Source organism: Sphingomonas elodea ATCC 31461 (assembly GCF_000226955.1).
GTDB classification, from domain to species: Bacteria; Pseudomonadota; Alphaproteobacteria; order Sphingomonadales; family Sphingomonadaceae; genus Sphingomonas; species Sphingomonas elodea.
In genome coordinates this window covers 1-7167 of the sequence record NZ_AGFU01000081.1, presented here as the reverse complement: position 1 = coordinate 7167, position 7167 = coordinate 1, and the positions used below count along the sequence as shown (strand labels likewise).

Genomic DNA, 7167 nt, shown 5'->3' with positions numbered 1-7167 from the left:
TGCACATCTCTGCAGTCGAACAGGCTGGCCTGACGGCGCTTGCGGAGGGCCAGCCCCTCGGCTTCACCCTCGTCGATCGCGGTGGCCGTATCTCGGCCACCACGCTCAAGATCGACGGTGAGCCGATGGAAGTCGTCGAGCGCGCGCCGCGCGACGCAGGCGCAGGCGGCTTCGGCGGCGATCGCGGTGCACCGCGTGGTGGTCCGCAGCGCCAGCTGACCGGCGAGAAGGCGACCGGCACGGTCAAGTTCTTCAACGCGATGAAGGGCTTCGGCTTCATTCAGCGCGATGACGGACAGCCCGATGCGTTCGTGCACATCTCGGCCGTCGAGCGCGCAGGCATGCCTACGCTCAATGAAGGCGACCGGCTCGAGTTCGAACTGGAGGTCGATCGTCGCGGCAAGTACGCGGCGGTGAACCTGACGCCGCAGCAGTAACCCTTCCAAGGGATACGAACGCGAAGGGGCCGGGCGGAAACGTCCGGCCCTTATCGTTTTCGGCATCCGATCGATGCGGAGAGTGAGGAGGGCGCTGCCAAGGGGGGCGAGCCGGCCGCCGTCCTGGCGCCGGATCCTCGAGCGCTAGTCTGCCCTGCGAACCGCCGTGACCGTCTCGACCAGGATGGTTCGGGTGCCGTCGCCCAGGAAGCGCGGAGCATGCCGGTCGGCAGCGACCCGCCCGACGAAGCGCACCGTGTAGAAGCCCGTCGGTGGCTCGCCGCGCTTGCCGCCCGACCATCGGCGTGCGGCGCCATCCAGCCGGGCACATTGCTTGGGCAGGCACCGGATCGACGCCGCTTCTCCTGCCCGCAGCACGGGGCTGTCGACATCCCTGCAGTCGTGGAAGCGGCTGTTCTCGAAAGTGGTGAACCAGGTGCAGCGAAGCATGCGCCGTGGGCCAAACACCGTGTCGTCGAAGCGCAGCGCCTGCGGCGCGGCGGCCTGGCGCAAGGCCCAGGCAAGGATCAGGCCGGGCGCCATGGCCGTTCGTCAGGGCTCGGCGGTGCGGGACCGTCGAACAGCGCAGGGGCTTCGGCCTCGATCGTGCAGACGAATCCTTCGGGTGCGAACTCCAGCTGCACCTGCGCCTTCAGGTCTCCGGCCAGCGCCCGCTCCAGCATGCGCGTGCCGAAGCCGCGTCGCGTCGGCGGGGTCACTGCGGGTCCGCCCAGCTCTCGCCATGCCAGCGTCAGACGGGGCGTCGGCCCTTCGGCCAGGCACCAGTGGAAATCCACCTGGCCGCCGGGCGTGGAGAGCGCGCCATATTTGATCGTGTTGGTGCACAGCTCGTGCAGCGCCATCGCGATCGTCACCGCAATGCGCGAATCGAGCCAGATCGTCGGGCCGCCGGTCCGCACCCGATCGGCGACGCCGCACGAATCGAGCGCGCCTTCGGTCACTTCGGCCAGTTCGGCCTTTTCCCAATGGACCCGCGTCAGCGTGTCATGGGCACGGGCCAGGGCGGCGAGCCGCCCCTCGAACGCACGCTGCGCGGCGACCGGGGCGGGGTTTCGGCCGATCGTCTGCCGGGCGAGCGACTGGACCACCGAAAGCGTATTCTTCACCCGGTGGTTGAGCTCATCGATCAGCAGCCGTTGCCGCCGCGTGGCTTCGACCAGCGCGCGTTGCGTCTCGCGCAGCTCGGTCGAGTCGAAATAATAGCAGATGACGCCCAACCGGCCCTCGGGCAGCCGCGTCCGGTGCAGCTCCCACTCATAGCCTTCGACCTGGTCGATATCGCTGCGTGGCCGTACGAACTCGCGCGAGCGATAGGACTCGCCAGTGCCCAGCGTGTGGCGGAAACTGCCGACGATCTCCTGCGCCACCGGCTCGGGCCAGAGGATCCGCATCGCGTCTTCGAAGGCGCGGCCGATCACCGGGCGGACGTTGCGGAACGCGCCTTCCTGGCTGCGCTCGTTCATCGCGACGATGGTGAGCCTGTCATCGACCAGATAGATGCCGACGGGACATTTGTTGATCAGTTCGAGAAAGATGTCGCTCTGGCGCGCGCTATGATCGGCAACCTTGCGGATCCAGTCCTCGCGGGTGTCGCTCTCCGCAACTAGCCGCAACAGGGCGTCCCGGCCGGTGAAGCCCTCCGAAAGGGCATCTGGATCGAAGCCGGAAATCGTCGGCACATTGGTTCCCCGATCACCGCCATACCGTCGTGGGGATGCCGCCACTTTCCGGCGGCGGCGCGACAGCTCCACCGGTCCTTTTCCAGCATTTTCGCGCTCTTGTCCAACCGCCCGGGCTCGATCCGTCGCGACCATGGCTGGAGAGCGCGCGCCGCACGGCCCCCCCGGCGCGCGCCCGCCCGGCCGGCTTACTGGATGAGGTAGCCGGTGACGCCCCAGCCAGTCCCTTCGCGGACCAGGACGAGGGTTTCGATCGCATCAGCGCGCTGGGCGAAACTGGTCCTGAACTTCAGCACCTCATAGTCGGCGGCGGGGGCGCCGGGCAGGGCCTTGGTCTTCTCCACGCCTTTCAGCGTTCGCGAGACGACGGTGCCCAGCGGCTGGCGGACGGGCGTGACCATGCCGGCCCAGCGCTCGGCGGAGACCTGCTGCCGGAACAGCGTCGATGCCGTGCGCCAGCTGTCCTCCCATTTTCCCTGATCGACCAGCACCAGCCAGGCCCGGGCGGACGCCATGCTCTCCGCCTCGGCGGCGACCGCCGCGACGGGGGCGGCCGGAGCCTGGACGGGCGAGGGCGCGGGGCGGTGCGCGACGAAGCCGGCGATTGCGGCGGCGATAAGCAGCGACATGATGAGCATTCCTCCACTGAACCAGGCGAGCCGGTGCAACCGTTGCGGCCGACGCTCTGCCTGATGGGAAGAAGCCACGGGGGGCGGGGGTGTCGACACCCCCAACGCGTCGTCCCTCAGTTTTTGAGGGGCATGTGCCTCATAGTCGGCCAGCCGGCGGGCGGCTTCGCGGCTGCTCGCGGCCCCGAGCTTGCGGCGAGCGTCGCGCAGGCGTTCGTTTACGGTGTGGACCGACAGGCCCAGCTCCCGTGCGATTGACTTGGCGTCGTGCCCTGCGAGCAGCAGTCGCAGCGTGACCTTCTCGCGCTCGGTCAGTGATGCGTCCGCGCGCTGCCCTGGCGTTGCTTCCCCCATGCCCATGCCCGCTTGTACGAAGCGCCACCCGCCAGTGCTATCCTTCGTGCCGGGACCCCGAGAAATTTGTCCGTCACGTCACCAGCCGCCGCAAACCCGCGATGGTATCGGCTTCCGCGACGGGCTTGTCGGTACGGATGCGGGCGATGCGGGGGAAGCGCATGGCGAGGCCGGACTTGTGCCGCTTCGATTCGTGGATTGAATCGAAGGCCACTTCCAGTACCAGCGACTTGTCGGTCTCCCGCACCGGGCCAAATCGGTTGACCGTGTGGGTGCGGACATGGCGGTCGAGCCATTTCAGCTCCTCGTCGGTGAACCCGAAATAGGCCTTGCCCACCGGCAGCAATTCGCCCGTCTCGGTCCAGGCGCCGAAGGTGAAGTCCGAATAGAAGCTACTCCGCTTGCCCGAGCCACGCTGCGCATACATCAGCACGCAATCGGCAGTGAGCGGATCGCGCTTCCATTTGTACCACAGTCCCACGCGGCGTCCGGCGACATAGGGGGAATCGCGGCGCTTCAGCATCACGCCCTCGATCGCGGCGTCGCGGGCGCCGGCGCGAATCTCCTCCAGTGCGGCGAAATCAGCGGCGTCGATGACCGAGGACAGGTCGAAGCGGCCGGCATCGAGCCGCGGCACGAACGCCTCCAGCCTGCCCCGCCGGGCATGCCAGGGCAGCGCGCGCAGGTCCTCGGACCCGTCGAACAGGATGTCGTAGAGGCGGACGAAGGCGGGAAAGTCGGCCAGCGTCTTGGCCGAGACGACCTTGCGCCCCAGCCGCTGTTGCAGCGCGTTGAAGCTGCCGGCCTCGCCGCCCTGCACTTCGCCGCGGACGAGCAGTTCGCCGTCGAGCACGCCCGGTGTCGCGAACGCCGCCGCCACCTCCGGAAAGCTGCGGGTAATGTCGTCGCCGGCGCGGCTGTACAGCCGGGTCTCGCCGCCGGCGTGGACGAGCTGGACGCGGATCCCGTCCCATTTCCACTCCGCTGCATAGTCCGCCAGATCGACCTGGGTCTCCTCCAGCGGATGGGCGAGCATGAACGGGCGGAACACCGGCACATCCTCGGTTCGCGGCTGCTCGCCGCGCCCTTCCGCCCAGTCGAACAGCAGGGCGTAGGGCGGGTGGAGGCCGTGCCACACCTCTTCCACCGCATCGACCTCGAGCCCGAAGGCCTGGGCCAGCGCGGTCTTGGCGAGGCGCGCGGAAATGCCCACGCGGAGCGCACCGGTCGCCAGCTTGAGCAGGGCATAGCGCTCGTCGGCCTCCAGCCGATCGAGCATCGCCGCGAGCACCGCCGGCGCATCCGAGCGCGACAGCGTGCCGAGCGTGTCGACCACCTGGGCGAGGGTGAGTGGCCCGGCGGCCGGCGGCGGCACCGCCGGCTCGGGCCAGAGCAGCGCGATCGTCTCGGCCGAATCGCCCACGAAATCCCGGCTCATGCCGTACAGCACGGGATCGACCCGCGCCTCGATCAGCGCCCGCAGCAGCGCGGGCTTCACCGCAGGCAGATCGAGCGCGCCGGTGAGCGCCGCCATCGCCCATCCGCGATCGGGATCCGGCGTCGCGCGCAGATAGTCGCCGATCAGGCGGAGCTTGGCATTGCGCGAGCGGGTGTAGATCAGCCGGTCGAGCAGGTCGGCAAAAGCGCGCATGGCCAAGTAGATGGTCGCGCCGCCTTGCCCGCGCTAGGGGGAAGATGATGAAGCGCCTGTTCCTTCTGCTCGCCGCCATGGCCATCGGCATCCTCGGCTTCGGCTATTACACCGCGACCCGCGATCCGGCGGTGCGCCGCCTGACCGTGCATCTGCGCGACTGGCCGGCAGGCGCGCCGCCGATGCGGGTGGTGCTCATCAGCGACCTGCACGTCGCCGGGCCGGATACGCCGCCGTCGCGACTCGCCCGCATCGTGGCGCAGGTGAATGCGCTCCGGCCCGACCTGGTGCTGATCGCAGGAGACATCGAGCAGGATCGTCGCCTTTCGACGCAAGTCTATGCGGGCGAAGCGGCAAGCGCGCCGCTCAAGGCGCTGCGGGCGCGCTACGGCGTGCTCGCCGTCCTGGGGAACCATGATTATGGCTGGCGCAACCGCACGGACCTGCCCGGACCTCTGGCGGAGAACGGGATCACCCTGCTGCGCAACACGGCGGTTCGGCGGGGGGCGCTCACGATCGCCGGTGCCGACGATCTCTACCATGGCAAGTTTCACCCGCTGCGCCTCGCGCGGGCGGCGGCGGCGCTGCCGGGGCCGGTCGTGGTGCTGAGCCATACGCCGGACGTGGCGCCGACGCTTCCGCGCCAGTTTCCGCTGGTGCTGGCGGGGCACACCCATTGCGGCCAGGTGGTGCTGCCGCTGATCGGCGCGGTCACCGCCTCCTCCCATTACGGCCTGCGCTATCTGTGCGGGCTCATCCGCGAGCCGGGGCGCGACGTGCTGGTCACCGCCGGCATCGGCACCAGCGGGGTGCCGCTGCGCTATGGGGCGGTGCCCGATCTGTGGGTGCTGACCTTCGACGGCGCGGCTTCCGACGGGATTCGCAAAGCTGCCGCAATTCGTGACTAGCCTCCGCGCGCGGGCGCAGTGGTGCACCCGCACGAGGGAGAGCGTTTTCAATGAAGCTTCTTGTCGCCTGCGCGATCGCCGCGGCCGTGATCAGCCCTGCCATGGCGCAGCAGACCCCGGCGCCTGCCGCCGCAGCACCTGCTGCCGCCGCCAAGTTCAACCTCGACACGCCGATCGAGACGCTTATCGCCGACGAGAAGGCCAAGGCGGTGCTGGATACCGATATTCCGGGCCTGTCCGCGCACCCGGCGCTCGACCAGTTCAAGTCGATGAGCCTGCGGGCGGTACAGCCCTTCTCGCAGGGGGCGCTCACCGACGAAATGCTGAAGAAGGTCGAAACCGATCTGGCCGCGATCAAGTAAGCGGCGAAGGCCGGCGCCTGCCCCGCTGGGTGGCGCCGGCCGATTCGGCTCAGCCCTTGCGGCTGGCCTCGAACAGGAACCAGGCGCGCTCCTCGGCCTGGTCGGTCCATTCGTCGACGATGCCGCTGGTCGCATTGTCCTTCGCGGCCTCCGCCGCGTCCTTCACCGCGCGGAAGCTCTCGACGAGCTTGAGATTGTCGTCGCGCAGTTCGGCGAGCATGTCACCGGGCGCCACGAAGTCCGCGTCATTGTCGGAAATCGTCTGGCGGCGCGCGATGTCGCCGATCGACCGCAGCGTGGTGTTGCCGGTCTTGCGGACGCGCTCGGCGATCGCGTCGGTCACGCCCAGAATTTGCGCGGCCTGATCGTCGAGCAGCAGATGATAGTCGCGGAAGTGCGGGCCCGAGACGTGCCAGTGGAAATTCTTGGTCTTCAGATACAGCGTGAAGCAGTCCGCCAGCGCGCTGTTCAGGGCATCGGCAACGCTCTTGGTGTCGTTGCGGTTGAGGTCGGTCGGCGTCGCGAGTGCGGGATTTTCAGCCATTGGGTCTTTCCTCCTGAAAGCGGTCGATTCGGCGCCCTAACGATCGGGATATAGGGTCGGGTTCCCTGTGCGGAACAGGCATACCCATGGATTATCCCGATCAACCTGATCGCCTGATTGCGCGCATTGGGGTGGCCTCTTCCTCCAACAGACTTGACTTTCCCTGGCGATTCGCGCATCCGCCTGCCCCTGTCAGCGGTGTGCTCACAAGCGCGCCGCTCTTTCTTTTTCGCACGAATCAAGGGTTCCGGGTCATGGCAAAGCCGACCACCGTAAAGATCAAGCTCGTCAGCACGGCGGATACGGGCTTCTTCTATGTCACCAAGAAGAATCCGCGCACGCAGACCGAGAAGCTGAGCTTCCGCAAGTACGACCCGGTCGTGCGCAAGCATGTCGACTTCAAGGAAGCGAAGATCAAGTAACGTTGCCGGGCGCACCTGTCGCGCCCGCACCGTTGGATCTTATCGCGCCGGATCCTTGCTGGGGTCCGGCGTTTTCGCTGTATCGCCGCTTTCCTCGTCCAGCGTGGCCACCAGCTTTTCGACAGATCGGAAGAGCGGTTCAGCAGGAATGCCGAGACCG

General features: G+C 68.0%; 9 protein-coding genes and 1 pseudogene. 4 read left to right on the top strand and 6 right to left on the bottom strand.

Annotation, left to right across the window (positions count from 1 at the left end):
- Positions 1–437, top strand: a 437-nt coding sequence (locus KK7_RS23650) for a cold-shock protein (RefSeq protein WP_010546032.1), incomplete at its 5' end; no start/stop codon positions are given.
- Between the two features lie 144 nt (positions 438–581).
- Here KK7_RS23650 and KK7_RS0117995 read toward each other — a convergent pair.
- The 5 genes and pseudogenes from KK7_RS0117995 to KK7_RS0117980 all read right to left on the bottom strand — a co-directional run bounded on the left by KK7_RS0117995 (position 582) and on the right by KK7_RS0117980 (position 4771).
- On the bottom strand, positions 582–980 hold the full coding sequence (locus KK7_RS0117995; protein WP_010546031.1) for a hypothetical protein: 399 nt from the start codon (positions 978–980) through the stop codon (positions 582–584).
- The gene (locus tag KK7_RS0117990; protein ID WP_010546030.1) at positions 965–2137 is read right to left on the bottom strand and encodes a sensor histidine kinase; all 1173 of its coding nucleotides are present in this window, start codon (positions 2135–2137) and stop codon (positions 965–967) included. The genes KK7_RS0117995 and KK7_RS0117990 overlap by 16 nt, the downstream gene beginning before the upstream one ends.
- Before the next feature lie 188 nt (positions 2138–2325).
- On the bottom strand, positions 2326–2766 hold the full coding sequence (locus tag KK7_RS23530; RefSeq protein ID WP_237709254.1) for a DUF4019 domain-containing protein: 441 nt from the start codon (positions 2764–2766) through the stop codon (positions 2326–2328).
- Between the two features lie 216 nt (positions 2767–2982).
- Positions 2983–3120: pseudogene (locus KK7_RS23825) on the bottom strand (LuxR C-terminal-related transcriptional regulator); the annotation flags it as partial.
- A 73-nt stretch (positions 3121–3193) separates the two neighbouring features.
- Positions 3194–4771, bottom strand: a complete 1578-nt coding sequence (locus KK7_RS0117980; protein WP_010546028.1) for a cisplatin damage response ATP-dependent DNA ligase — start codon at positions 4769–4771, stop codon at positions 3194–3196.
- 47 nt (positions 4772–4818) lie between these two features.
- Here KK7_RS0117980 and KK7_RS0117975 point away from each other — a divergent pair, with 47 nt between their 5' ends.
- Together KK7_RS0117975 and KK7_RS0117970 are read left to right on the top strand one after the other, a co-directional pair.
- Positions 4819–5679, top strand: coding sequence for a metallophosphoesterase (locus KK7_RS0117975; RefSeq protein ID WP_010546027.1), 861 nt, complete (start codon positions 4819–4821; stop codon positions 5677–5679).
- Positions 5680–5729: 50 nt separating this feature from the next.
- Positions 5730–6041 (top strand): hypothetical protein, encoded by a 312-nt coding sequence (locus tag KK7_RS0117970; RefSeq protein WP_010546026.1) that lies wholly within the window; start codon positions 5730–5732, stop codon positions 6039–6041.
- A 49-nt stretch (positions 6042–6090) separates the two neighbouring features.
- Here the strand turns inward: KK7_RS0117970 and KK7_RS0117965 are convergent, their stop codons facing one another.
- Positions 6091–6585: a Dps family protein gene (locus KK7_RS0117965; RefSeq protein WP_010546025.1), complete on the bottom strand. Its 495-nt coding sequence runs from the start codon at positions 6583–6585 to the stop codon at positions 6091–6093.
- Between the two features lie 254 nt (positions 6586–6839).
- Between KK7_RS0117965 and rpmG the strand changes: the two genes are divergently transcribed.
- Complete coding sequence (gene rpmG / locus KK7_RS0117960) at positions 6840–7007, top strand: 50S ribosomal protein L33 (RefSeq protein WP_010125625.1); 168 nt, start codon at positions 6840–6842, stop codon at positions 7005–7007.
- Positions 7008–7167: the final 160 nt, after the last annotated feature.

What these genes read in the sequence shown, in the direction of transcription:
- KK7_RS23530 (WP_237709254.1), bottom strand. Translation starts at nt 2,766, where the DNA reads ATGTCGCTGCTTATCGCCGCCGCAATCGCCGGCTTCGTCGCGCACCGC.
- KK7_RS0117975 (WP_010546027.1), top strand. Translation starts at nt 4,819, where the DNA reads ATGAAGCGCCTGTTCCTTCTGCTCGCCGCCATGGCCATCGGCATCCTC.
- KK7_RS0117970 (WP_010546026.1), top strand. Translation starts at nt 5,730, where the DNA reads ATGAAGCTTCTTGTCGCCTGCGCGATCGCCGCGGCCGTGATCAGCCCT.
- KK7_RS0117995 (WP_010546031.1), bottom strand. Translation starts at nt 980, where the DNA reads ATGGCGCCCGGCCTGATCCTTGCCTGGGCCTTGCGCCAGGCCGCCGCG.
- KK7_RS0117980 (WP_010546028.1), bottom strand. Translation starts at nt 4,771, where the DNA reads ATGCGCGCTTTTGCCGACCTGCTCGACCGGCTGATCTACACCCGCTCG.
- rpmG (WP_010125625.1), top strand. Translation starts at nt 6,840, where the DNA reads ATGGCAAAGCCGACCACCGTAAAGATCAAGCTCGTCAGCACGGCGGAT.
- KK7_RS0117965 (WP_010546025.1), bottom strand. Translation starts at nt 6,585, where the DNA reads ATGGCTGAAAATCCCGCACTCGCGACGCCGACCGACCTCAACCGCAAC.